Origin of the sequence: Undibacterium sp. Di24W (assembly GCF_049340325.1) — a bacterium.
Taxonomy (GTDB): Bacteria; Pseudomonadota; Gammaproteobacteria; order Burkholderiales; family Burkholderiaceae_D; genus Undibacterium.
In genome coordinates this window covers 217,016-242,136 of the sequence record NZ_JBMPOP010000007.1, presented here as the reverse complement: position 1 = coordinate 242,136, position 25,121 = coordinate 217,016, and the positions used below count along the sequence as shown (strand labels likewise).

At 46.1% G+C, this 25,121-nt stretch carries 19 protein-coding genes and 1 pseudogene; 7 read left to right on the top strand and 13 right to left on the bottom strand.

Annotated elements, in window-relative coordinates; all coding sequences use genetic code 11:
- Positions 1-28: 28 nt before the first annotated feature.
- The 5 genes and pseudogenes from ACO0KZ_RS16140 (at position 29) to ACO0KZ_RS16120 (ending at position 3,213) form a co-directional block, all read left to right on the top strand.
- Positions 29-526 (top strand): GNAT family N-acetyltransferase, encoded by a 498-nt coding sequence (locus ACO0KZ_RS16140; protein WP_422997039.1) that lies wholly within the window; start codon positions 29-31, stop codon positions 524-526.
- A 68-nt stretch (positions 527-594) separates the two neighbouring features.
- Complete coding sequence (gene bla, locus ACO0KZ_RS16135; protein WP_422997037.1) at positions 595-1,530, top strand: class A beta-lactamase; 936 nt, start codon at positions 595-597, stop codon at positions 1,528-1,530.
- 264 nt (positions 1,531-1,794) lie between these two features.
- Positions 1,795-2,484, top strand: coding sequence for an aquaporin Z (aqpZ, locus tag ACO0KZ_RS16130; protein ID WP_315472275.1), 690 nt, complete (start codon positions 1,795-1,797; stop codon positions 2,482-2,484).
- A 29-nt stretch (positions 2,485-2,513) separates the two neighbouring features.
- A pseudogene (locus ACO0KZ_RS16125) lies at positions 2,514-2,705 on the top strand (DUF5086 family protein); the annotation flags it as partial.
- 22 nt (positions 2,706-2,727) lie between these two features.
- Positions 2,728-3,213 (top strand): hypothetical protein, encoded by a 486-nt coding sequence (locus tag ACO0KZ_RS16120; RefSeq protein WP_422997034.1) that lies wholly within the window; start codon positions 2,728-2,730, stop codon positions 3,211-3,213.
- Positions 3,214-3,341: 128 nt separating this feature from the next.
- Here the strand turns inward: ACO0KZ_RS16120 and ACO0KZ_RS16115 are convergent, their stop codons facing one another.
- The 4 genes from ACO0KZ_RS16115 to ACO0KZ_RS16100 form a co-directional block, all read right to left on the bottom strand.
- A complete protein-coding gene (locus tag ACO0KZ_RS16115; RefSeq protein WP_422997032.1) occupies positions 3,342-4,361 on the bottom strand; it encodes an alpha/beta fold hydrolase in 1,020 nt (339 codons plus the stop codon).
- A gap of 58 nt (positions 4,362-4,419) precedes the next feature.
- Positions 4,420-4,611, bottom strand: a complete 192-nt coding sequence (locus ACO0KZ_RS16110) for a helix-turn-helix transcriptional regulator (protein WP_422997030.1) — start codon at positions 4,609-4,611, stop codon at positions 4,420-4,422.
- A complete protein-coding gene (locus ACO0KZ_RS16105; protein WP_422997028.1) occupies positions 4,611-5,021 on the bottom strand; it encodes a hypothetical protein in 411 nt (136 codons plus the stop codon). Before ACO0KZ_RS16105 ends, ACO0KZ_RS16110 begins: the two co-directional genes overlap by 1 nt.
- Positions 5,022-5,393: 372 nt before the next feature.
- On the bottom strand, positions 5,394-5,738 hold the full coding sequence (locus ACO0KZ_RS16100) for a hypothetical protein (protein WP_422997026.1): 345 nt from the start codon (positions 5,736-5,738) through the stop codon (positions 5,394-5,396).
- A 292-nt stretch (positions 5,739-6,030) separates the two neighbouring features.
- Between ACO0KZ_RS16100 and ACO0KZ_RS16095 the strand changes: the two genes are divergently transcribed.
- Positions 6,031-7,584, top strand: coding sequence for a S10 family peptidase (locus ACO0KZ_RS16095; RefSeq protein ID WP_422997024.1), 1,554 nt, complete (start codon positions 6,031-6,033; stop codon positions 7,582-7,584).
- Between the two features lie 278 nt (positions 7,585-7,862).
- Here ACO0KZ_RS16095 and ACO0KZ_RS16090 read toward each other — a convergent pair whose 3' ends face one another.
- The 8 genes from ACO0KZ_RS16090 to ACO0KZ_RS16055 all read right to left on the bottom strand — a co-directional run bounded on the left by ACO0KZ_RS16090 (position 7,863) and on the right by ACO0KZ_RS16055 (position 20,306).
- On the bottom strand, positions 7,863-10,100 hold the full coding sequence (locus tag ACO0KZ_RS16090) for a DUF6600 domain-containing protein (protein ID WP_422997022.1): 2,238 nt from the start codon (positions 10,098-10,100) through the stop codon (positions 7,863-7,865).
- Positions 10,101-10,342: 242 nt separating this feature from the next.
- A complete protein-coding gene (locus ACO0KZ_RS16085) occupies positions 10,343-13,501 on the bottom strand; it encodes an error-prone DNA polymerase (protein ID WP_422997020.1) in 3,159 nt (1,052 codons plus the stop codon).
- A 45-nt stretch (positions 13,502-13,546) separates the two neighbouring features.
- A complete protein-coding gene (locus tag ACO0KZ_RS16080) occupies positions 13,547-15,091 on the bottom strand; it encodes a Y-family DNA polymerase (protein WP_422997018.1) in 1,545 nt (514 codons plus the stop codon).
- Complete coding sequence (gene imuA / locus ACO0KZ_RS16075; protein WP_422997016.1) at positions 15,009-15,854, bottom strand: translesion DNA synthesis-associated protein ImuA; 846 nt, start codon at positions 15,852-15,854, stop codon at positions 15,009-15,011. The genes ACO0KZ_RS16080 and imuA overlap by 83 nt, the downstream gene beginning before the upstream one ends.
- Positions 15,855-15,952: 98 nt before the next feature.
- On the bottom strand, positions 15,953-17,122 hold the full coding sequence (locus tag ACO0KZ_RS16070) for an ABC transporter permease (protein WP_422997014.1): 1,170 nt from the start codon (positions 17,120-17,122) through the stop codon (positions 15,953-15,955).
- Positions 17,119-18,276, bottom strand: a complete 1,158-nt coding sequence (locus tag ACO0KZ_RS16065; protein ID WP_422997012.1) for an ABC transporter permease — start codon at positions 18,274-18,276, stop codon at positions 17,119-17,121. The genes ACO0KZ_RS16070 and ACO0KZ_RS16065 overlap by 4 nt, the downstream gene beginning before the upstream one ends.
- A 15-nt stretch (positions 18,277-18,291) precedes the next feature.
- Positions 18,292-19,047: an ABC transporter ATP-binding protein gene (locus tag ACO0KZ_RS16060; protein WP_422997010.1), complete on the bottom strand. Its 756-nt coding sequence runs from the start codon at positions 19,045-19,047 to the stop codon at positions 18,292-18,294.
- An 11-nt stretch (positions 19,048-19,058) separates the two neighbouring features.
- Positions 19,059-20,306, bottom strand: coding sequence for an efflux RND transporter periplasmic adaptor subunit (locus ACO0KZ_RS16055; RefSeq protein WP_422997008.1), 1,248 nt, complete (start codon positions 20,304-20,306; stop codon positions 19,059-19,061).
- A gap of 482 nt (positions 20,307-20,788) precedes the next feature.
- On the opposite strand from ACO0KZ_RS16055, the gene ACO0KZ_RS16050 reads away from it, so the two are divergent.
- Entirely contained in the window at positions 20,789-24,058 is a 3,270-nt protein-coding gene (locus tag ACO0KZ_RS16050; protein WP_422997006.1) for an Ig-like domain-containing protein, read from the top strand.
- A gap of 92 nt (positions 24,059-24,150) precedes the next feature.
- On the opposite strand, the gene hslO is transcribed toward ACO0KZ_RS16050, so the two are convergent.
- On the bottom strand, positions 24,151-25,077 hold the full coding sequence (gene hslO, locus ACO0KZ_RS16045) for an Hsp33 family molecular chaperone HslO (protein ID WP_422997004.1): 927 nt from the start codon (positions 25,075-25,077) through the stop codon (positions 24,151-24,153).
- Between the last annotated feature and the right edge of the window lie 44 nt (positions 25,078-25,121).

Genomic DNA, 25,121 nt, shown 5'->3' with positions numbered 1-25,121 from the left:
CTGATAAATAGGGGGGGCAGGAAAAAAGATGACAAAAGAAATTTCCATTCGCGATTCGACTGAAGAAGATTTTGCTCGAATCTTAGTTTTGAACGAAGCCGAAGTGCAGCAGACCAGTGCTATGGATCTACCACGTTTGAACTACTTGGCAGAGATGGCGGCTTATCATAAAGTGGCCACCGTTGACGGTGTGGTTGCGGCTTTTTTGATGGCTTTTCGGGAAGATGCTGCTTACCAAAATATGAATTATGAATGGTTCGCTTCTCGATTTGCATCATTTATTTATGTCGATAGGATCGTGGTTGCGGCTGAGTTTTCAGGCTTAGGAATTGGTAGCCTTTTATATCGAGACTTGTTTCAGGTAGCACGTGCGCAGGGCGTGCATACTGTCTGCTGTGAATACAATATTCAACCACCTAATCCCGCTTCGCAAGCGTTTCATGACAAGTTTGGCTTTAAAGAACTAGGGCAGCAGTGGGTGGCGAATGACACGAAGCAAGTCAGTTTGCAAGCTGCTGAGATGTAGGGTTCATGGGTTTATCAGTTTTTATTTTGAATAGTAGAGTCTTATTTATGTTTTTTTTGAATAGCGGTATGCAAAAAAGTTTCACATTATTTCTTCTGTCTTTTTTGTTTTTCCTTGCTGCACAAACTGCCAATGCAGAGTCTAATTCGGCTCAAAAAGAGTTTGTTACCAGAGTGTCTGCTTTAGAGAAGCAACATGGCGGACGACTGGGTGTCGCTGTGGTGCTTTTAAATGGAAAACCATTACTCGCAAGGCGTGAGAACGAACGATTTGCCATGTGCAGTACTTTCAAAGCCTTGCTCGGTGCTGCGGTGCTCGCTCGGGTCGACGCGCAACGTGAATCCTTGGGGCGTGCGATCTCCTATAAAGAAAGCGATCTGCTCGAGTATGCGCCAATTACTAAAGAGAATCTGAGTGCCGGTAGCATGACAATCGCAGAGTTGAACGAAGCATCGATTCAATACAGTGATAATACTGCGGCTAATTTATTGCTTGAATCTATCGGTGGTCCCGCCGCATTGACTGATTTTATGCGTTCGCTTGGAGACAAGACAACGCGCTTGGATCGCAATGAACCCACTTTAAATACCAACATGAAAGATGATGAAAGAGATACCAGTACGCCAGCCGCGATGGCCAGTAGTTTGCAAAAGCTATTGAGTGAGGATGTGCTAAGTTTGACCTCTAAAGAACAATTTAAAGCTTGGTTGTTTGGTAATACAACTGGGGCAAACAGACTGAAGGCAGGGTTCGATAAAAATTGGTTGATTGGCGATAAAACTGGAACTGGCTCCAATGGTGCAGCGAATGATGTAGCCATTGTTTATCCGCGAGGTTTGCCGCCATTTACTATTGCCGTCTTTTATACGGATTCAAACGTAGCAAGCGAAATAAAAAATACTGTAATAGCGGAAGTTGCTCGGATCGCGTCTGAGATCTTAGTTAAATACCGGTCTGAGTTAAAACTACCTAAAATGGACACAGCGCTTCGAAATAGTAAGTGATTGTTTTTGTTGCTGCTGTTTAAGTAATTGATCGATGTTTCTTTGTTGATTGAAAGAACAGTTGCCACGCTTTGTGGACATGGTGTGAAAGAGAAATTTTGTTAAATCTACATTAAGTTACTTGACCTATTAATCTACGTGTTTCAAGATGACTTAGTTAATTTTCAATTGATGATAAGCGTAGTGCGAAGAATATTTCACTTCATTTAGACGCCTTTGAATTTAATTCATGACAATCTCAAACTAAATAGCAGGGGGAATAGTATGAAACAAGTAGGCGCAGAATTTTTCGGTACTTTTTGGTTAGTTTTGGGCGGCTGCGGTAGTGCCGTGTTGGCTGCGGGATTTCCAGGTTTGGGGATCGGTTTTGTTGGCGTTTCGCTGGCATTTGGTTTGACGGTTTTGACTATGGCTTATGCAATCGGCCATATCTCTGGTTGTCATCTGAATCCGGCTGTATCGGTTGGCTTGTGGTTGAGTGGCCGTTTTCCAGCGAATCAGTTATTGCCCTACATCGTGGCGCAAGTGGCTGGTGGCATAGCGGGTGGCGCGATCTTGTATTTGATCGCGAGCGGTGCACCAGGCTTTGATGTTGCTAAAGGCTTTGCGTCTAATGGCTTTGGTGTGCATTCACCAGGTGGTTATTCTATGACTGCGGCGTTCTTAATTGAAGCAGTGTTGACTATGTTTTTCCTGATCGTGATTCTCGGCGCAACAGATAAACGTGCGCCAGCCGGTTTTGCCCCAATCGCGATTGGTTTATGTCTGACATTGATTCATTTGATCAGCATTCCGGTGACCAATACTTCAGTCAATCCTGCACGCAGCACAGCCGTCGCGATTTTTGTAGGTGACTGGGCGGTGGCGCAATTGTGGTTGTTTTGGGCTGCGCCGATAGTTGGCGCGGTATTGGGTGCGACTGTATATCGTTTTATCGGTGCGGAGCAAAAATGAGTTGTTAAAACTCACATGGAACTCTAGTCTGGAACTTTAGTTATCTTGCACCTCATATGGCGATCTCTGCTACAGCTTTACGTGCCAGTATCATCAAGCCATTGAAACGGGGCGCTGTTTATCCAGAAACATTTAACTTTGCTTATGCAAATTGCAAGACGCAACATGCGCTGGGGAAGTCGGTTATTTGCAAATCAAGTGTTGTTGCATGTTTAAAATAAGAGTTAGCGAGAGACGAATTTAATGCATATTCAAGACATTACATTTACCAATATTTCCGATTTGACTCATGTCACTAGCAAGCAAGGACGTTTTACAGAGTTTGGTTTTACTTCAACTCAGGCGAATTTCATTGGAGCGCGTGCATTCGGCCATCTGCATCCGAAATCAGGAGATAGGCTTTCACTAGTAATGCCTGGTCCTGATCACTGGCGGAATATTTACGGCTGGTTTGATCACAGCAGTAAAGCGATCGTCATGCCAGTTTATGCGACACAACTCTTGGTTTTTTCCTTGGTTAGTGTCTTTTCTGCGGTCATGCTATTCGTACTTCTTAGCGCTGCTTTTCAGATTCCATTTTCGTGGTGGCATTTGCCATTAGTCGCTGGTGTGATGCTAATTGCTGGCACTTGGTTTATGGCAACGAGGCAGTTTTCGTTGATGCATCAGGCTCGCAATTTATTACTCGCATTGAAGAGGAGCTTGGATGCGCCTGGTCGTGTAGATTAGGTATAAGCGTAATAAACAAGGTTCTGTTTTTGAATGAGAAACCATATTCCTTTGCTTAGGGAATATGGTTTTTTTGTTTTGCTATAGATGACATCTTCACATGAAGCTTCGATGTCAGTCGTCGCTACTTAAGGCAATGATTTGATAAATTGCGCTAATTTGTCTGCGAAAATTTGAGGCTGATCGACCATGGGGAAATGGCGAGAATTACTTATGCCAACCATAGTTAATTGAGGAATACCTTTGAGCAGCGTGCCATAGTAAGCATGTTTTGCATCCTCTGATATATTCACCGGAGTAAAATCAGGTGCATAGTATGGCGAGATAAAAGTGACAGGTACGCTGATTTTTGGCAGATCTTGACGGATATCGGCTTCTAGTAATTCGCCCATGTATTCAGCGACTGCGACGCGGTCACTTTTGCTGCTGAGTTCTGCTAAAGTTTGTGCGTTCTTTTCTTCCACCACACCCATAGTACGCATGTATTGTAATTGTTGTTCCGCAAAAATGGCTTGCGTTACATTTGCCATTTGTGTCTTGGCGGCTTGTGCCATTGCCGGACGTTGAGCCGCCGGCATATTTTCTGTGCGTGGGAAAACGGGTAAGCCATCAACTGCAAAGACGCCGCGTATCCGTGCTGAATTTTCTACCGCAAACCAGGTCGAGAGCAGGGCGCCCAAGCTATGTCCGACCAAGATAGGTTTGTCGATTTGTTTGCTCGTAATCAGTTCGAGTAATGATTGCTTGGCTTTGGCGATTTTTGGCCCGGCGATAGCTGGCTTGCCATTGAAACCCGCTAGTGTGATGACGTACAAATTATGTTCATTACGTAGCGCCTTGACCGTGTCATCCCAAATATAGCCGCCGCTCGACAGGCCCGGAATCAAGATGATGGGAGCGCCTTTGGCATTAGGGTTGAGGTATTCTTCCACGTACATGCTGCCGACTTGGTATTCGACGGCGCTTGCTGCCTTAGTCGTATTATTTGTACCAGTTGTGACTGACGTAGTGACTTTGCCTGAGAGCGCTTCGTTGCTTGTGCTGGCTTTAGCTGTGTTGCTGCTGAGCGCACATATGAGTGCGATCAGGACGGCAAAGTGAATACGTTTTGTTGAAGGTTTTGTGTTGCAGAAAGAAAGGGATTTCATGATTTTTCCTTTTGATCAGTAGTAAAGTTTTCGTTTAAATCAAATTCGCGTTTAAAAATTAATCCACAAAAAATATTTGTTCTATGGGTTTGCCAAACAGCTTGCTGATGGTAAATGCCAAGGGCAAACTAGGATCGTAGCGCCCGGTTTCTATTGCATTCACGGTTTGGCGTGATACTTCTAAATGATCGGCCAAGGTGGCCTGGCTCCAGTCGCGATCGGTGCGCAATTCTTTGACGATATTTCTCATTATTCGCGCTCCATGACTTTGCGTATGCAGGTGATAGCACACCAACTTCCCATAAAAATCGCGTAGGTAATGAAGCCACTTAATTTGGGATAACCTATGCCTTCTAGAAAGCCGTAACTGAAACTAAAGATCGTGGTGATAGCGCCTGCGATTGCTAATACTTCCAATAGCCAGACTCGCAGATAGTCATCGAGGCGTTTGAATTGGCGCACGATCGCCCACAACGCACCGAGTGCCGGGATGCATGGCGTTAAGACGGTGAGCGTGCGCAACAAACCATCTTCCATGGTTTTGGCGAAATAAATAGAAGTAAATAAGACGATCATGTAAATCAGCAGGCTCAGTCCTAGTTCAAGACCGTATTGTTTCGCTATTGCTTTGTCTTTCTTTGAATATTGATTGTTCGACATCGTGTGCTCCTTATTTTGAAATGGGTGAAACGCTGAGTTTGTAAAGTTTGTTTTACATTGTTTGGTTTTAAAAAAGCAGGTATCCCAATCTCGGAACCTCCTGCTTCGTTGTTGCTAAATCTATCGCTACGTTTGCTTCTACTTCGTATTCTCAATTTTAGTCAAGTAAGCTTTACATGGCTAGGTAAAAAATAAGCAGCGTATGAATTGCTGCTCTTACTTTTTACCGTTTGCTTCTAAACTCTGTACACTTGAATGTGTAAAGCATGTTTGACATATTAAACGAAAAAAAAAGGATGTCAAGCATCCTTTACAAAAAATTTTAAAATAGTTTTGAAGCTAAAGAAATATTGGTTTTTTAGCATGAATGCTTTATTCAAATTCCTCAGCCAAATTCTTCCAACCCTTAGTCTTGGCAAACGTACAGAATTCTTCGGGCGCTTCTAATACGATCATTTTGCGCTCTTGCAAGCTTGGATCGGTAACACCAAAATCCGGACCGACATAGCCGGCTTTATGTAGGGCTTGCATGATTGTTTTGATCAAGCTGCTATCGCGATAGCTGCCTGCTTCCATCGCTGCAGCAAAATCAACGAAGACATCAATAATGCCGTAGCCTTCATCGTAAATTCGTATGCCTTTGATGGTATGTTCTTTACCATTGGCGTCGTTTGCTTTGAAAGTGCCGCAGATTTGGATATCGGTGGTGTCGCTCATTTTTTGCCTCGTTGTGCTTAGTTTTGTCTGGTTTTATCTAGCTGCGTCTGATTTTTGAGAAGCTTTGCGTATTATACGCTGGCAAGTGCAGGCAAAATTAGGTGCTTGGGGGAACTTATTTCATCTTAATATATCTTAAAGGAGCGCTTGATTCTTTTCACGGCAGGTTCAAATAAGTTTGGACATGCTGGTAACGCTAGAAGTGCAGCAATACTTTTCACATTCCTATAATTGTTCTGGTGAGAACGTGGCAACTTAGCCAGACTATAAAAAAGAGAGGCGACACCTTACTATGAAAAAAACCAACTTACTTCTTGTCAGCATGGCGCTGTGCATTTCTAGTGCCTATGCACAGGAAGCAACTACCGCTGCTGCTTCAGCCGTTGCACCTGCACCAGTCGTAGAGCGTGCTAAAGCCAATACGAGTAATGACCGTTTATTGCCAGCCGAATCTGCTGTCAATTCAACGGGTCAGGTGACGATCAAAGGTAAGCTGGTGCCGTATAAAGCCACTGCCGGTACGCAACCGGTGTGGGATAAAGATGGCAAAGTGATCGCTTCTTTGTTTTACACCTACTACCAACGTAGCGACGTGACGAATCGCGACAAGCGTCCTTTGGTGATTTCTTTTAATGGCGGTCCTGGCTCTGCTTCGGTTTGGATGCATGTGGCTTATACCGGCCCTAAAATGTTGAACATTGATGACGAAGGTTATCCAGTTCAGCCTTACGGCATTCGTGACAACCCACATTCGATTTTGGATGTCGCCGATATTGTGTATATCGATCCGGTCAATACGGGCTTCTCCCGAATTCTTGATCCTAAAGCGGATCGCAATCAGTTCTTTGGCGTGAATGCTGATATCGCTTATTTGGCTGAATGGTTGAATACCTTTGTTTCACGCAATAGCCGTTGGAATTCTCCCAAGTATTTGATCGGTGAGAGCTACGGGACCGCGCGTGTTTCTGGTTTGGCTAAAGAGCTGCAGAATAATCACTGGATGTATTTGAATGGTGTGATTCTGGTCTCTCCCACAGGACTGGGAATCAAACGTGATGGTCCCGTTAATGATGCTTTGAGTTTGCCTTATTACACGGCTTCGGCATGGCACCACAAAGTCTTGCCTGCCGATTTGCAGAAGCGCGATTTGAATGAAGTCTTGGAGGAAGTTGAAACTTTCACGCTGAATGAATTTATTCCAGCCTTGTCCAAAGGTGGGTTTATCGATCCGGCGCAACGCAAAGACATGGCGGCGAAAGTAGCGCGATATTCCGGTCTGTCTGAAACCACGGTGTTGCAACACAATTTGGCGGTGCCGACGTCTTATTTCTGGAAAGATTTGTTGCGCACTCGCGGACAAACTGTCGGACGTTTGGATTCACGCTACTTAGGTATCGACAGAATGGATGCGGGTAGTGGCCCTGATTACAATGCGGAGCTGACGTCCTGGTTGCATTCTTTTACGCCGGCGATTAATCATTATTTGCGTGATGTATTGAAGTACAAAACGGATGTGAAGTACAACATGTTTGGCCCTGTGCATCCTTGGGATAACAGCAATGATCGTACGGGTGAAAACCTACGTCTGGCGATGGCAGAAAATCCCTATATGCGTTTGTTAGTGCAGTCTGGCTACTATGACGGCGCGACCACTTATTTCGACGCGAAATACACGATGTGGCAAGTTGACCCTAGCGGTAAGATGCGAGATCGTATGGAGTTTAAAGGCTATCGCAGTGGTCACATGATGTATTTGCGTTCGGAAGATTTGGTGACGTCAAATGAGCATATTCGCGAGTTCATTAAGAAAGCGACGCCAGCTAGTGGACAAGCTGCGAAGTATTAAAACTGTGAATTGGTATTTTTGATTGAAAAAAACGGCGCTCTATGTGTAATGCCGTTCAGCTAAGCCTTCGTCTCGTCAAGTTAAGTACGCTGGAAATCCCTTCTCCCGCAGGCGGGAGAGGGCTAGGGTGAGGGTAGTTCAGAAACGATTTCGTAGTGTTAGAAGTTAAACAGTAAAAATCTGATGGATTTAGATTTTTAACTATCTTTGGTTGAGACTGAAACACCCTCATCCCCAACCCTTCTCCCGCTTGCGGGAGAAGGGAGTTAAGAAAAGAATCAGCGTTCGAATCTCTTTTTTTCTCCCTCTTTTTCTTTTTCAGCTTTTACTTCTTTTCTTGGCTCTGCCGCTGGACGTGGCTCAGCTCTTGGTGCTTGTGGCATTGCCGCTTGGGGCGCTGCTTCTCTAGGCATTGCTTGCGGACGCTCTACTGGGCGTTCTGCAGGGCGCTCAAACTGGCGGTCGTTATTACTTCTTTCTACGCGTCGTTCGCTACGGTCTACCGTGCGCTCGGCCGAACGTTCCATTGGGCGAGGCACCTGCATTGCTGCACTATTGTCTTGTACATTGACGGGAGCGCTGCTGCGTTCAAAATTGTCACGACGACTTTCTACTCTTGGATTGTTAATCGTGGAGCGACTTGAATCTTCCTGTCTCGTGACCACTGGCGCTTGTGGCATTTGTTGTGGCTGCTGTGATGGTTGTGGTATAGGCGTGCTTGGGCTGCCAGCATTAAATCCGCTATTGTTGTTGCTACGAGGATCAAAACGATCAGATCGTTCCAGACGTTCTATGCGTGGATTGCGATTGCGCTGTTCATTCATTTCTTCCACAGTACGTATGCCTGATGGATTGGTATTGTTTAAGTTGTTGCTCGCTGGCGCTGTTTGTTGATTCGTATTCGGAACCGTCACGGCTCGGGCATCGTTCAGCGCTGCTTGTGGGCGTTCTGAATTGTCGTTACGACGTCCAAATGATGTATTGTTGTCGCGAATGTTTTCACGATTATTCTCGCGGTTGTCCTGTGGGCGTTGATTGAGTGTGCTTCCTATAATGCCGTTCACTGTACCTGTTGATGCGCCCGTATTTGGCGTGGTTTGTATAGGTTCACCGCGATTTGAATTGGTGATAACCGGACGGCTGCGGAACTGATCATTTTCTTGCCAGTTGCGTGGACGCGCATCGCCAAAGCGATTACCTTTTTCTGGTACCAGATTCGGTGCTTCAGTAGCGACCTGCATTTGTCTTATCTGACCCGATAGAATCGAAGACGAAGCAGGGTAGACATGTTCGCCGCGCACAAAGGTTCTGGTTGGAACCGACGTGATTGCATTGTATACGTGCTGATTGCGGTAGCCGCGATCTGTACGATCCACCACCGTGGTGTTATTGATGATCACGGTTTGATTGATATTTTGGATGTAACGGCTATTTTGCGTGTAATGCGGGCGATAAACTTCGCCAGGCCCCAGTGGAAACCATGACACTGAAGAGCCGTGATTGCGACTATTGAGGTTGATGCCTGCGCTGATACCATTGCTGCCAACACCAACGAAAGCCACTAAGGCAGGTGCGTACACCGGGCGGTAATGACGTTCATAGCGACCTGGTACCCAGCCCCAGCGTTTGCCAACAAATGCCCAGCGACCATAGTGATACGGTGCAAAGCCCCAAGGTGAGCGATCTACCCAAGTCCAACCCCATGGCGCAACCCAAACCCATTGACCGTCGCGATACGGTGCCCAACCTGCGGAGATGCCGCGTGGATACCAAATAGAGCCATATTCAACATGGGTCTCCCAATTGCCGTAGTCATCGAGTTGCTGATAGCCGACCACTTCACGAGGGACGTAGCGTGCTGATATCGAATTTTCTTCAGCACGATCACGATCCGCGGCCCATTGATCAAAGGTGTCAAAGGGCGGCACTCGGGCGATTTGTGTGTGATTCAAGTTGGTGCCGGAGAAACGAGTTTGCTCACCAGCACGTAAGGTGATGACATCGCGATCACCTTGTGCCACGCCGATACCGCTGCGCACGATGATGGTGCTGGTATTGTCGTCATTGACATTGATGCGGTATTCACCAGGTTCTTGGACAGAAAAATTCAGATTGGGTGTGCTAACTTCTACATTCTCTCTTTCTTGCAGGGCGCGTACACGTAACACCATGCTGCCTTGCGAGAGTTTGATTTGTATATTGTTGTCATTTAAATTGATAAAGCTGATACGGGTTTGCTCGCTCAGTCGTAATGCATTGGCACCAACTTGTAGTTCTGCTCTGGCGTTGCCGGGTACAAAGACACTATCCCCAGTAGAAATTGGGCGATTTGCGATTAAAGGTACCCATTCATTGCTACCCGCATCGGCAAAACTAATATTGCCATAGGCGTAGCCAACGCGGGCTACACGCGCAGGAGGTTCATCTTGAGCACCTGCTGATTGTGCCAAGCCCAAAGTGGCAATGCTGATGGCAGCGATGCTCAGAATTTTTCTTGTGTGATGTATCAGTGTCATGGTGATGTTCTCGCACATGGAGTGAATATAGAAGGAAGAAAGCGAATTAGATTGTGAAAATAAGTCTACCTGTTGGGGCTTAACGCGCGAGTGGTGCTTTCGGATGTCACAAAAATTCACAAACTATAAAAAAATGATGATGTTCTTGTTATGGCGCATTTGTTCCTTAGTCAATTGTAGATTGGATTGATCTCAAATATGATGAGATTTACCTAATATTACAAATGTATTTGTACTAAAGATTAACAAAAATCGCGGCTGATCGTTTCAAAATTCCCTAATAAATGTGTCATATCGACCAGGCGTTTGGCGACCAGATGATGGACTTTGCCGTCGGTTTGCCAAATACCGTACACGCCTAATAGTCTGGCATGGAATACTTCACGCCGGAATTGTTCGACCAAGGCGGGCCAGACAATCACATTGATAGGACCGGTTTCGTCTTCTATCGTGATAAACAGAACGCCTTTGGCGGTACCGGGACGTTGTCTGACGGTGACCAAGCCACAACCACGTGCAAATTGTTTGTTTTGAAATGTGTGAAGTACATCGGCGGGTAGGAAGCGTTGTGTGAGTAAGCGAGTTCTTAATAAGGCAACAGGATGACGTTGCAAGCTCAAGCCCGTGCTACGGTAATCACGCATGATTTCCTGAGCTTCGCTGGGCGTACTCAGTTGTGCTGGTGTTTCTGCTAAATTGGTCGGCTGCAACAAGTCCTTATCAGGAACCGCCGCAATCGCTAACCACAAAGCTTGATGTCGATGTCCGGCCAAGGCAGTCAGCGCATTACCATGTGCGAGTGCTTCGACATCACTACGTTTGAGTTGCGCACGACGAGCCAGATCATGAATATCTGTAAACGACGCCTGTTGACGCGCTGCCATAATTCTTTGTGCCGCTTCTTGCGACATGCCGCGCAATAAGGACATACCCAAACGTACTGCGGCCTGTAAGCCTTGCGTATGACGAACTTTGACATCTTCCAAGCTGGAATCCCAATCACTATGCATGACATCAATAGGGCGCACCTCGATCTGATGACGTTTGGCATCTTGAACTAATTGTGAGGGGGTATAAAAGCCGAGCGGTTGCGAATTGAGTAAGGCGCATAAAAACACAGCCGGCTGATGGCATTTAATCCAGCAACTAGCGTAGGTCAACAAGGCGAAACTGGCAGCATGGCTTTCAGGAAAACCATATTCACCAAAGCCCAGCATTTGATTAAATACTGCCATGGCGAACTCTAATTCGTAGCCATTCTTTACCATGCTATCAATGATGCGTTTCTCGTAATGTGCGAGGCCGCCTTTACGTTTCCACGCCGCCATAGCGCGACGTAATTCATCCGCCTCGCCGGGTGAGAAGTCAGCGGCAACCATCGCAATTTGCATGACCTGTTCTTGGAAAATAGGAACCCCTAAAGTACGAGATAAGACTTTTTCGATTTCTGGTTTGGGATAATTAACAGGCTCTAAACCCTGACGTCGTTTTAAATAGGGATGTACCATGCCGCCCTGAATAGGGCCAGGTCGTACAATCGCCACTTGCACGACCAGATCGTAGAAGGTGCGTGGACGCAAACGTGGCAGCATACCCATTTGCGCCCGCGACTCGATTTGAAAAACGCCCACTGTATCGGCTTTGCAAATCATGTCATAGGTCTTGCTATCTTCTGGCGGAATATCTTGCATGCGAGTCGGGCAATCTGGGATTTGTCGCATTAATGTAAAAGCTCTTTGTAGTGCCGATAGCATGCCTAAAGCCAGTACGTCGACTTTGAGTAAGCCTAAGGATTCGAGATCGTCTTTATCCCATTGAATAATGCTGCGTCCTTCCATACTGGCATTTTCAATCGGCACCAAGCGCGATAGCTTATCGCGGGAAATAACAAAGCCGCCGCTATGTTGGGATAAATGGCGCGGAAATTTTAAGAGTTGATAAACCAAGCCCGCCCATTGTTGTGCGACAGGAGCAGTGGGATCTAAGCCGCTTTCGGTAAAGCGTTCTAATAAGGCCTCTTTGCTGTCAAACCAGTGTTGCGATTTGGCGAGTTTGTCGATGAGATGATGATCGATACCCAAGGCTTTACCCACTTCGCGCAAAGCACCACGAGGATGATAAGTGTGTACCGCCGCTGCTAAGGCGGTGCGCTGTCTGCCATATTTGCGATAAAGATATTGAATCACTTCTTCGCGTCGTTGATGCTCAAAATCGACATCAATATCGGGTGGTTCACCACGTTCTTTGGATAGAAAACGTTCAAATAAAAGTATGCCGTTTTCTGGACTCACTTCCGTAATGTGTAAGCAATAGCAGACGACCGAATTGGCCGCTGAGCCGCGCCCTTGGCATAAAATATCTCGCGAGCGTGCATAGCGCACGATGTCATACACGGTTAAAAAATAAGGCTCATACGCCAGATCATTAATCAAGTGGAGTTCATATTCTATCTTGGCGACGACTTCATCTGATAAGCCCCTAGGATAACGTTGATCTGCACCGGCGTAGACTTCTTGGCGTAAGAAAGAGGCAGGTGTTTGTCCTGCGGGTACCAATTCATCTGGATATTCATAGCGCAATTCATCTAAAGAGAATTGGCATAGATCAGCGATGCGCAGACTTTCTTGCAAGGCCTTGGCAGGATAGATATTGCCTAGGCGCAGGCGTGAGCGCAGATGCTGTTCTGCATTGGGTGCCAGATCATAGCCACAATCGGCGATGGCTTTCCCCAGGCGGATCGCAGTGAGTGTGTCTTGCAGGGGTTTGCGCGAACGTACATGCATACAAACCTGACCTAATGCGACTACCGGTAGTTGTGTTTCTTGTGCGACTTGTTGGATGTGTAGCTGATGCCTGTCATCGAGTGCTTGCGTTAATAAGTTTAAACCCAACCAGGCACGTCCTGGAAAATGTTGCGCCATCCATGCCGCTTGTAATGCTAATTGTTTGATGTCTGCGGGATAGTCGGGAACAATTATTAACAAGCAATCCGGCAAACCTGTCAGATGTTTAAACTCAGTGGATGTCGCGTTGAAGTCTTCGGGTGTTAAGTGATACTGACCTTTGATGACATGCGGACGCATTCTTCCCAAACTAATTAATTCGCATAGATTGCCATAGCCTTCACGGTTTTGTGCCAGTGCTATCAGACGTAGTTTGCCTAATTCTGGATAATGCGGGCTAACTTGGAGTTCAAAATAACTCCCGATAATTAATGGGAGTTTTTGTTTTTTTGCTTCCTCGTGCGCACGTACAACACCTGCCAAGGAGCACTCGTCGGTGATCGCCAACGCTTTATAGGCGAGTTTTGCCGCGCGTGCGACCAACTCTTCTGCATGCGAAGCACCGTGCAGAAAGGTGAAATTGGAGAAGCAAAATAATTCGGCGTAGTGGGGCAGCATGAGTGCTTAGAGGAAAAAATCGATTGAAAAATTTGGTAACCAATATCAACCAAAAAAACCATGCAAAAACCAAACTTCGTCTTCATGCATGAGCTGTGCATTACCTATTCTTTCGCGATAAATCCAGTAGCGAAAATATTTATTGCATTCGGCGATGAAATAGTCACGTGTCACTAATTGCCCATTCCACCAGCCAGCTTCTATGCGTTCGGCGCTGGAGAGTAATTTGAGTTTGGAGCCGTAGTAGGGACTGTGTTGGTGCACGCTTAAAACTTGTGCCTGTTCTAATAACCAGCTTGGTCGTGGATTACTAAATTTTTTTAAGGCTATGTTCATATCGACGTTTGGCTTTATTTTTTCCATGACCGAGACCCAGCGGTTGGCCACTTCGGGACGATGATCGGCATGCGGTGCGGCTTGTAATACTTGCTCGGCACCGAGACGGGCAATGAGTAGTTCTATCAGTCTGGTTTGGTCTTCGGTCTGATGACGACTATCGGGAAATAGGCATTCACTATGTGCCTGACGTAATTCTATTTCGGCTGCTTGTAAGTGAAGAGAAATAGCTGCGGCGTTGAGTGACAGTTGACCTAAGCGTTCTTTTAATAGATGCGTCAGATGGGGTTCTTGCCAACTGGCTTGCGCTAATTGTAATGGCAGTAGAGTGGGTGACACGGCTTGTCGTCCACGTTCGTGTCCTAGGTATAGGTGGACTTTTTTTACAGCTGATTGCTGAGCTTGCAGCCAACCACATAATTGCAAAATCAATCCACGCGCATATCGAAAAATGATATCGGTATTTTCTATACGATCAGGTAGTTCGCAGCGCGCATCAAACTGTGCAGGCACTTCCAGCCATTGATGAAATTCTGGGTGTTCGCCATACGCAGTATCGAGTGCTTTCAGTAACGCTTTGCCGCAACGTCTTTGTAAGCCCGCGCGCGGTAATTGCCTCAGTGCACCTAGCTGATTGCAGGCGATACCTGACAACCAGTCAGCTTGCGCTGCGGCTGCAGGTAATAATCGACAGGAGATAATATTCAGGCGTCGCGCTAAATGTTTTTGACTCAAGCACAGTTGTAAGCGTCTGCTTCGTTGATAAAAATTACGGTGGTATTGTTGCGAGAAAATAGTCGCAGCACTGGCATTTCTGGCGACACCGAATTGCGCGCTGACACCTAGTGTTTGTAAGTTGTCTTGAATGCGGCGAAACAGACATCGTATGCCACCAAACAGACGTAAGCTGGCAGCTACTTCGATCAAGATAACATTGTGATGTTCGTCGGAGTAAGCCACTTGCGGTGAATACTGCAAGAGCGTGATAGCGACTTTCTGTCTGAGCTCTTGTTCTAGCCCTAAATCCCGTTCTTTGATCATTGCCTCAAGGCTGAGCAGCCCAACACTGCTTTGCCGCATACCCATGACAATACCCGCATGCCTTGCTGGTTCAGATAAAGCACAAACCACTTTATTGTCACACACTACGATGCTGCAATCTGTACCCAGTTTAGCTAACCAGCGCGGATGAAATACCTCCAGCGCGAGCTGGGGTAAATGTATCGCTATCCATAACGGTGGGAGTGGAGACATCGCGGGCATGCTGTGTATTAAGTATGTTTGTATTAACGTTGACTGTATTTAAATTGATGTTGTTAGTGGCGTTGGCATTAGCACTGTCATGAGCATTAATCGTGTAGTTCGAAAGCGGCAGTGTTAAGGGACGAATTTGCTGCGCACCGCGTCGCTTAAAAATATCAATCACTAAAGCTTGTTCCTGCAGACTTAGTTTGATGCGCAGTGGTGCAGGTGAGGGACTGAGCTGACTTTCCCACGGTCGTATGACGCAAAATAAACTGCGTCCTGACTGTGCTGCAATATGCAAGCGACGTAGCGCATCGCTTTTGAATGCAGGCGCACGTTTTTGTCGTGTTGATATTGATTGCCATAACAAAACCGCGCTGCAGGATTGATTGCGCACTATTTGTTCTGCTGCCCACAAGGCATCTTGAGAATTGTTACAGGGTAGCCAGAGCACCTGAGATAAATCTATTTGTAACGCGGCTAAGGCTAGAATTTGCGGGCGATACGGCGTATTAATCAGAACGATTTTGCCCTGCGCTAATTGATTTAATGCAGGACTTAATAACTGCAATTCTGCACAGCCAGCCTGCGGCACTAACAGCTCCGTCATTCCCGCTAAGGGCCAGCCGCCACCTGGTAATTCCTGTGCCAAAGCAGGGTAGCCACAATCTACATAATCACCTGTGCTGCGCCCAAGTTGGGATGCCCGCCATATTGAGGGATGGAGGCTTTCCAAATTTTGATTGATATTTTTGATCGAAACGGAAGACATGATAGCTTAAAATACTGTATGTATGTACAGTATATGTCTTGTTTCAGGAATTTTCAAAGTATTTATACGTTCGTCAGATACTTGTTGAAAAATCTATTTTATGAGGCTCGTAAACAATCCACAATCTTCATCCTGGAGGCACGCCATGCCGGAATAAAACCACCAATGAAACCCATAATCAAAGAAAACATCAGAGTTTTGAAGATAATTTCTCCATTCAATTTGAACTGAAATGCGAGCTCGCTGAAGGTTTGAAAATTGGTCGTAGAGATATCAACTGCTTGCATCCACGAAGCGGCAAATAGGCCAATGACGCCACCTACCAGTGATAACAATAAAGACTCGGAGAGGAACGCAACCAAGACCGCGCTACGTCGAAATCCTAATGCACGTAAGGTGCCGATTTCGCCTATGCGTTGCGCCACCGCGGCAAACATGGTGATCATGGCACCAACGATGGCACCGATAGAAAAGATAACCGAGAGGCTCAAACCTAATATTCGTATGAAGGTGGCGAGTGCTTCGCTTTGCTCAGCATAAAATTGAATTTCCGGCTTGGCATCGATTTGTAAGCGCGGGTCATTTGTAATAGCAGTTTGTAATGCAGTCGTGGCGGTGGGATCATTCAGGCGAAACACGATAGTGGAATAAGCATTGCGTCGGAATGCTGCCATCATTTGTTCGTTATCACCCCAGATTTCGCTATCAAAGCCTGTTTTGCCAGAATCAAAAATGCCGACCACGACCCAGTCGCGCTGAGCGAAATGTAATGTCTCTCCCAGACCCGTGCCACGAAAACCTCGCGAGATCGAGCGTCCAGCGATTATTTCGGATGTGCCGGGTCGAAACATACGACCTTCTATCATTTTTACTTGTGGACGTAATTCTAATCCTAGTGCTGAGGTGCCCCGCAAAGTCACGTTGCTGGGTTTACCATTACTGCGCTTAGGTAAATTATTCAAAACCACAGGCTCTTTACTGATAAGCGCCTTACCTTCTTTATTGGTCGCAATGCCGGGCAGGCTTTCAATAATGGCTGCCTGATCACGGGAAATGCCGCTATTGATTTCGGCGCCCGCACCTTTGCGTAACACTAAAATATTGTCTGGCTGTCCGGTCGCGACTAAGGTCGCACGTATTCCTTCACTCATCATTAAAACTACGGTGAATACAAAGATCACGAGCGCCATACCGCCTGCAGTGAGTAAGGTGGTGACGCGGCGCACCCAAAGATTTCTGGCGACGTAAGAAAAAGGAATTGCCTTCATGCGACATGCCTTAAGCCATTGACGATATCGATACGACTCATCTTCCACGCTGGCCAAGCCGCCGCGACGATGCCAACGATACAGCTGGCGAGGATTTGTAATGCGATCGTTGTCTGTGACACGACAAAAACCGGAAATAAAGTACCGACCGCTTTGGCAAATGCGGCAGCAATCGGCAGTGTCAGTAAGACGCCGGCACCGCCACCGAGCAAGGCAATGACCAGACTTTCACCAAATAAAAGTTTCACCACAAAGCTGGGTGAAAAGCCCAATGCCTTGAGTGTCGCATATTCGGCTAAGCGTTCACGTGCAGTCATGGTCATGGTATTTGCCATCACCGCCATAATAATGATGATGATCACGTAACTGACCGCATTGACGGCAACTAAGATCGCCTCACTCATAGAAACGAAACCTAACTGAAATGCTTTTTCTGTTTCACTCAGGGTTTCCGCTAACGAATTTTTAAATTGCGCATCGATACGCTCAGATACTAATGGCGCATTATTCGGATCATTAATGCGCACCACATAGACGCCGACATAATCCGCATTGCGTTTGAAACGTTTACGATTTGATTCGGCTAATAACTGCCAGTGAAATAGAAATTGTGATTCATCTGTTTTAGCATCAACACCGTCCCAAATGCCGCGCAAGGTGAAGGTCCAAGTGCCAGGGAAAATCGTGCCGCGTATGGGAATTTGATCTCCAATTTTCCAGCCATATTGATTAGCTAATTTGCGCCCAACGATGGCACCTTGTCTGTCCAAGATGAAAGCTTTTTTCTCTTCGTCTTTCAATACATACTCAGGATAGAGCGCCAGATAACTTGCAGGTTCAACGGCGAACTGCGGAAAAAAATTACGCTCAGTAATATACACGCCGCCAAACCAATTTGACCAACTGACGCCTGTCACGCCATCGACATTTCTGAGTCTGTCGGCATAACTTAGAGGCAGTGGGAAAGTCAGTGAAATCGAATTGCGTGTGATCAGTCTGACGCTGGATGTGCCATCGACGCCGGCATACCAAGCGTCAATAATGGTACGTAATAAGCCATAGGCACAAATGGCGACGATCAGACCCACCATCGTTAAGATCGTGCGCAGCTTATGCCGGAAAGCGTTTTTGAGTAATAAGCGCAGGATAAACATAGCGTTTTTTATCGCTCAGTGTGAAGAGGAGGTTGTTGCTAAAGCTTCGTCCGCTACCAAGAGACCTTTTTCTAGATGCACTAAACGTCTTGCCCGCGATGCGGCTTTGGGATCATGCGTGACCATGATGATGGTTTTTCCTAAGCTGCGATGTAACTCATCAAGTAAATTAAGAATCTCTTCCGCAGTCACTCTATCCAAGTCACCCGTTGGTTCATCAGCCACGATTAAAGTCGGATCGGTTACCAAGGCACGTGCAATTGCAACGCGTTGTTGTTGGCCGCCGGATAATTCATTCGGATAGTGATCCATACGGTCAGTTAGTTTGACCATTTCTAGTGCTGCTGTGACATGGGCGTGACGCTGTTTTTTAGATAAATTCGTCAGCAGCAAAGGCAGTTCTACGTTTTCAAATGCGGTAAGCACGGGCATCAAATTGTAGAATTGAAAAATAAAGCCCACATTCGCAGCACGCCAATCCGCCAGCTGTCCTTCACTTAAATTCGCGATATTGATACCAGCGATTTCTATCGTGCCCGCAGTCGGTTTATCGATGCCCGCAATTAAATTGAGCAGGGTACTTTTACCTGAGCCACTTGGCCCCATCAGTGCCAAAAACTCAGCGGTTTGTATGTCGAGATCAACGCCCTCTAACACAGGAATGATCTGCCCACCACGTGTGTAGGATTTGTCTAAACCACGAATACGGATGATAGGTGGCGCATCGTTGTCGCCAGATGCTGGCGCTACGATAGAATTATTCTCAGTCATCGCAACACCGTTCATTTGCTAGAAACGCTGATTTTTTTGCCAGCTTCAAGTTTTTCGGTTGGCATGAGTACTAACTTATCACCCGATTGCAGCACACCAGTGACTTCCTGATTGTCGCCAATTTTTCTCGCCAGATTCACGGCTATCATTTCTACGGTGTCGTCTTTAATTCTGAAAACAACTTTCTTGCCACCACGATCCACCACGGTTTTAGGGTTAATCGCTAATACTGGTTTTTGGTCGGCATCGGTGGCAGCTTGTGACAAGATTGTGACCTTGGCACTCATCTCTGGCAAAATGCGCGGGTCGAGTTTTTCGAAGCGTATTTTGGTCATGACAGTGGCTTTCGCTCTATCGACTGTGGGCACAATACTGACCACATTGCCACGGAAACGCGTATCGGGCAGGGCGTCTAAAGTGACTTCAACTGGTTGGCCGATTTTTGCTTTGGCGAGATTACTTTCCGAGACATCAGCCTCAACTTCAAGTGTACCCATATCCGCCATGGTAACGACCGCACCCTGGCTACCGGCAGCACTGGAAAAGGGCGTGATGATATCGCCGACATTGGCATTCTTGACCAAAACCACGCCGTCGAAAGGGGCGCGGATTTCGGTGAAGTCTTGATTCACTTGTTGCACCCTGAGTTGTGCTTTGGCCACTGCGACCGTGGCTTGTGCAGAAATCATCGCGGCTTTGGCTGCGTTTAAACGTTTGCTCGCGGCTTCTAATGCCTGACTAGAGATAAAGCCTTGTGTACTTAAACCCTGACTACGCTTTAAATCTGATTCTGCATTGACCACTTCAACATTCGCTTGTGCCACGCCTGCTTCCGCTTGGCGGATGCTCGCTTGCACCGCCGCCATCGCTGCTTGCACATCACTGGCGTCCAGTTTTGCAATTACTTCACCTTGTTTGACGATGCTACCTTCACGCACGTTCAGCCACACTAATCTGCCAGTCGCTTTGCTGGCGACTGCCGCTCTCCTTTGCGCAACTACGTAGCCAGACGCAGTGAGTTGGGCATATTGTTGTGAAGGGTAGGTGGTGATCACTGAGCTGGCTTGTACTTCTTGGCTACTGGGTTTAAGCAGAAAACCTAGTATCACCACGATGACCAAGGCTATGCCAATCCAACGACCATAAGCACGTGGCTTCTTATTTCCTGATGCTGGCTGACGATTTATCTTGAGTTGCTGTAGAGACGATGAGCCAGAAGTAGATGATGCGCTGGCATTGGGTGCGGAATTGGCAGTCATTTTTTTGCTTTGCTTGTGAGAGATATTGAATACAAATAAACACAAAAAAGATTCGGAGTCTTTATCAAAATTACGTCAAACTTTACTACATACAATTGCGGAACAGCATACTACAGATCATAAATGATAAGAAAATGACATAGATTGAGTTTTTTTATTTCAATATGTTTTCAATTAGATTGTCTCATTTACGCTGATTCTTTGGCTTTATCTGATACTTATGCCATGTACAATCATTCATGTTAACAAATTAAATCCGCCATTATATTAAATATCTGCGTATTTAATAAAATCATTTATGGTTTGTGTCTAGGCAATACTGAATTCATTGTTTTTTTGTTTGTCGATTCAAAGTTAATTATCTATGCTGTATTCATCACGATGTTGTGCCTTAAAGGGGGGGTATTAGGGTACATCAAAATAGTGGACTTAGTTGTCGCACTAATTCGCTGGAAAAAATATAAAAAGTTTCGGGAGTAAGTATGAAATTGACTGAGTCAATGTTGCCAATGCCAACAGCTATTCAACATTTCCTAGAATCGGGCGCGCGATCGGTACAGCGTTTACTTTTCAAATTTTTTTTGCTGACAGCATTGATCGCTTGCTCAATATTGTCTGTTCCGGTTCAAGCGCAAACAATTTTAAATTCTGGCGCAACTGTGAATGTGACAATGACGCAGGGACAAACGTTTTCACAAAATTTTGAGGGCACGGGTACTCAAGACAATGTGTACACAGTAGTTGGCACTTTACCTTCCGGCATTGGCACCACCACGATACCTAAGTCACCTCCGGCAACCAATGGTCATGAGTTGGTTATGTCTGGCACACCTACTACAGCTGGTAGTTATACGTTTACAGTCAATGTTAGTGCTACTTTTTTCTCAGTGCCGGTTTTGTATTCAACGACGATTAATGTCACTGTCTTGCCACCAGCACCAGTAGCGCCGACAGCGAATGGTTTTAGCCAATCAGTGACTCAAAATAGCACGAATAATGTTTTAAGCCCTTCGACATCAGGTAGCGTTAGCAGTATTTCTGTGATTTCAACGCCATTGCATGGAACCGCAACGGTTAGTGGTTTGAATATTATCTATACACCAACCAGTGGCTATGCTGGTAGTGACACATTCAGCTATCAGGCTACAGGTCCAGGCGGTACTTCGTCTGCAGCAACTGTTTCTATTACCGTAGCAGCAGCAGCCTTTTCTGTGACTCCATTGAACATCACAATTCTTGCAAATACGAGTGCTAATTCGATTGTCCCAGTTATTACAGGTAGTGCAAGTAGCCTGATAATTGTGAGTGGCGCATCGCACGGATCGGTCAGTGTTAACGGATTGGCATTGCGGTATACACCAGCAGCAGGTTATGTGGGAAGTGATAGTGTTGTTGTCATTGCTTCAAATGGCAGTGCTAATTCTGCCCCTGCCAACATTTCAATTAACGTTGTGGAGCCATCACCAATTCTTGAATCTAGTATTGTTAGAGTGAATACAAATAGCAGTGCCAATCTTATTAATCCTTCGATTCAGGGCAATGCAGCAAGCCTAAGTATTATTGGTATGCCGACGCATGGCGTGGTGACTTTGAATGGATTGGATTTACGATATACCCCTGAAAAAGGATATGCAGGTATAGATCAGATTACTTTACTTGCTTTAGGTACAGGCGGCCCTTCATCAACGGCGACTATTACCATCAATGTCGTCAACGATCTGCCAGTCGTTAATGCGACTACGATTAATGTGAATGCCAATAGTAGCGGCAATTCGATTATTCCGAGCACCAGCGGAAATGTCAGCAGCATTGCGATTCGTACCCCACCAGGTCGTGGGGTGGCAATTATCAGTGGCTTAGGAGTCAGCTACACGCCAGAACCAGGATTTGTCGGTGTTGATACGCTGTCGGTGACGGCAACCGGAATTGGCGGAACATCTATACCCGCCCTTATCACCATCAATGTTCTTGCAGTAGCACCTGTTCTAACAGGAAGCAATGTGCAGGTCGTCGCGAACAGTGTGGCCAACAGTATCATTCCAAAAATAGCAGGTCTTGCTACCACGATCAATATAGTCAGTGCGTCGAGCCATGGTAGTGTTGTGCTAAGAGGAACCGAGTTGTTGTACACACCAACAACGGGATATATCGGTAACGATGCCGTTACGATTACCGCCACAGGGGCGGGTGGCGTTTCGAATTCTGTGACGATCACAATCAATGTACAAGCCATCAGCGCTAGTTCAAACAGTGTTATCGTGCAAGCTAACAGCACAACAAATCCCTTGCCGGTATTGAGCTTGGCTGGCGCGATTAGCCTCAGTGTGAGTGCACAACCAACGCGTGGTGTTCTGGCTGTTAATGGCATGACGCTAAGCTATACACCTGCAAGCAATTTTGTTGGAACCGATAGCCTTACTTATGCGGTGCTAGGCAGTAATGGTAGTTTCGCATCTGCGACCATCAATATCTCCGTAGTGGCTGCAGCACCCGTAGCAAAAAATGCCAATCTAACAGTAGAGACAGGACGCAGTGCCAGTATTGATCTGGCCACTTTGGTTTCTGGTCCTGTCTTTTCTGGAGTCACTATCAGCCTGAATACTTTGCCAGAACATGGTGTAGCAGGTGTTAGTGGTACAAGAGTGACTTATACACCAGCACCGGGTTATATAGGTGGTGATAGTATCAATTTTACTGCGACCGCTATCGGTGGCGTATCGAATGTCGCACAGTTAATTATTACGGTAGTGCCGCGCCCAGATCCATCTAAAGATACGGGTGTGTTGGCGATGTTTACGGCGACTACTGCAGCCGTACGTCATTTTGAACAAACGCAAATAGAACACTTTAATGGCAGGATGTTTGAGTTGGCGTCACAAGCGAGCACCTCAAAAACGGATGAGAATAAAGAGCGTAAGACAGAATGTGGTCCGCTTGCTATGTGGGTATCTGGTTTGAATAGTGCGGGTAGCTATCGTAGTGCGAATGGCTTGAAATACACCACCATGGGTTTTAGCGCCGGCGGTGATCGTTGTTTTGGTGGCGGCAAGACCCATATCGGTTTTGGCTTGGGTTATGCCCGCGATCATAGCGAGTTTGAACGCAATCCTTCCTTCATGACGGCGACTGCGAATACTGCCGCGAGTTATCTTACGACACAATTATTTCCGGCTATGCGTTTCTCATTCATGCTGGGTGTAAATCAGATCGAGGACCGTTTTGGTCGTCAGGATGGCAAGGATTTGTCTATGGCTTTTGGGCAGTGGAAGGGAACGCAGATGATCAGTTCAGGCTCAGTCAGCGGCGATCTTAGTTTTAGTAAAATAGTGCTGATGCCGTATGTACGCCTCGACATGACGAAAATGAAGTTGGATCCGTTTTCAGAGACCGGTGCTGGTTCTAATCTCCTGCATTACCATGAGCAGACGATGCTAAGCCAACGTAGTACCGTCGGCTTTAATAGCGAAATGAAAATTGTTACGTCATGGGGCGAATTAATCCCGCGTTTGAAGATGGAATATCAACGTGATTTTGCGCGCAGGGATAGTTTGAAAATAAATTACATCGATCTGCCAGATGCGATCTATTTAATCCCAAGTAATGATGTCGACAGAAGAATGCTTTTGCTGTCTTTGGGTGCGGATATGATGTGGAAAAATGGCATAGTAACGATATTTAATTACACGCATGCTGATGCAAACGGCGGCAATAAAGCGAATCGTTTTAATGTTCGGTTCTCCTATCAGTATTGAAGTCACTTAATCAAAAGCAGTGTGTATTAGAGCTCAATGGAAGTTAAATTGAGTTCCAACACACACTGCATAAAACTAAACAAAAAAATGCCTTAGTGTTTGCTACCACTCGGTGTAATGACGCCATCGACCAAAGTGCTAGCGACAAATAACTGCGCGCAGTCAACCTGATCAAAGCTGTAATGCTTACCGCAAAAATCGCAGTTGATATCGAGTTTATCTAATTCGGCAATCGCGGATTTAATTTCTTCTTCGCCCAGCATCTTCAACATATTTCCGACTTTCTCACGCGTGCAATTGCAATGGAATTCAGGATGCTGTAACTCAAAAACACGCAAAGTTTCTTCCCAGAACAGGCGATTCATCAGCGTATCAATATCGGTATCTAATAGCTCTTGCTGCTTCACCGTGCTACCTAAAATGACAGCGCGATTCCAGGCTTCTGTTTCGTCTTCCACACTCGATTCTGTGCCACCGATTTTGGGTAATTTTTGTAGCAATAAGCCACGTGTCACTTCGCTATCCGCTGCCAACCAAAGCTTGGTGTCGAGCTGTTCCGAACGCATCATATAGTTTTCAATCACGGTCGCAATTGATTCGCCATCTAAAGGGACTATACCTTGATAGGCTTGCTGCCCAGGCATTTTGTCATTGGGATCTAAAGTAATGACGAAACGCCCTTGACCGTTTTGATGTACTAAGTCACTCAAGCTAGCATCATCAGCAATCTCAACGTCCGGCGCTAATTTTGCCGTCGCCCGTAAACGTAATTGTGCATCACATTCAACGACCAATAGTCTTACCGGACCGTCGCCATGTATTTGCATGATCATGGTGCCATTGAATTTCAAATTCGCACTGAGTAACGCAGACGCCGCGAGTAATTCACCTAAAATCGTTTGTACCGCTTTAGGGTAAGTTTGATGCGATAAAATTTCGCGCCAGGTATTCGGCAATTCGACCAGCTCACCACGTACACCTGCGTGTTCAAACATAAATTTTTGCAGATTATCTTTCACTTTATTTCCTTGAATTTTGAAACCATGTATATAGAGATTTGTGT